This window comes from Polaromonas sp., assembly GCF_030682935.1.
Taxonomy (GTDB): domain Bacteria; phylum Pseudomonadota; class Gammaproteobacteria; order Burkholderiales; family Burkholderiaceae_C; genus Polaromonas.
Genome location: NZ_JAUXNA010000250.1, coordinates 1 through 1015, shown reverse-complemented (window position 1 = coordinate 1015; position 1015 = coordinate 1). Strand labels below are relative to the sequence as shown.

Below are 1015 nucleotides of genomic sequence, written 5' to 3'. Positions count from 1 at the left end.
CCCGTGAACAAGGCGCTGTTCGGTGGCTGGGAAGGCAACTGGATGGCCTACAACACCGCCCATGACATCGCCTTGCCCAACGCCCAGGGTGAAAAACTCGGTTTCTTCATGTACCCCGTGGGTGAAAACGCCGCCGGGCGCTTTGATTCGTATGCGCCGGATGACTTCAAGTATCAGATCACGGCGAAAGAAATCAAGGCTTGAGGCTTACTGAACCCCGCCAAAGCCGCTTCACGCCAGCAACAGGCGCAAGCGGCTTTCAAATTTGCGGGCCTGCCCGGTCAGCGGATCGGTAAAGGCAATCGATTTCGCCAGCAGCTGCAGCGGCTGGGCGTAGTCGTCCTCAGGCGTCGGGACCACCGGCGGGTAAATCCGGTCATTAAAAATGGGCATGCCCAGCGCCAGCATATGCACGCGCAGCTGGTGCTTTTTGCCGCTGACCGGGCTCAGTGCGTAACGCGCCTGGTGGCCGCTGACTTCCAGCACGCGGATATGGGTTTCACTGTTGGGCTCGCCGGGCGCTTCACATTGCCGAAAGAAGGGCTCGCCCTGCACGATGCGGCTTTTTCGCGTCAGCGGAAAGCCAAGGTCTTCGCGCCACGGCGCAACGGCTTCGTAGTGCTTGCTGACTTCGTGCTGCCTGAAAAGCGCCTGGTAGGCGTCCCGCTCGGCCGGGTTGACTGAAAACAGCACCAGGCCGGCCGTTTCGCGGTCAATCCGGTGAATCGGGATCAAGGTGTCCAGCCCCAGCTGGTTTTTCAGCCGCACCAGCAGCGTTTCCTGCAGGTAGTGGCCTGACGGGGTGACGGGCAAAAAATGCGGTTTGTCGGCCACCACCAGGTGCTGGTCCTGAAATAGCACGGTCGCCTCAAACGGCACGCGGGGTTCATCATTCAGCGCGCGGTAGTAGTACACGCGCATGTGGCCGCGGTAAGGGCGCTCCGGCGTGACAGCCGCGCCAAATTCATCGACCACCAGGCCCTGCTGCATGCGGTCCAGCCAGACGTCCCGCGTG

Annotated in this window: 1 protein-coding gene and 1 pseudogene; one reads left to right on the top strand and one right to left on the bottom strand. The window is 61.6% G+C overall.

The features are described from left to right. A pseudogene (locus tag Q8K05_RS11455) lies at nt 1-204 on the top strand (transglutaminase); the annotation flags it as partial. Nucleotides 205-231: 27 nt separating this feature from the next. On the opposite strand, the gene Q8K05_RS11450 reads toward Q8K05_RS11455, so the two are convergent. Then, nucleotides 232-1015: RluA family pseudouridine synthase (locus Q8K05_RS11450; RefSeq protein ID WP_305246732.1), on the bottom strand; the 784-nt coding region annotated here is incomplete at its 5' end.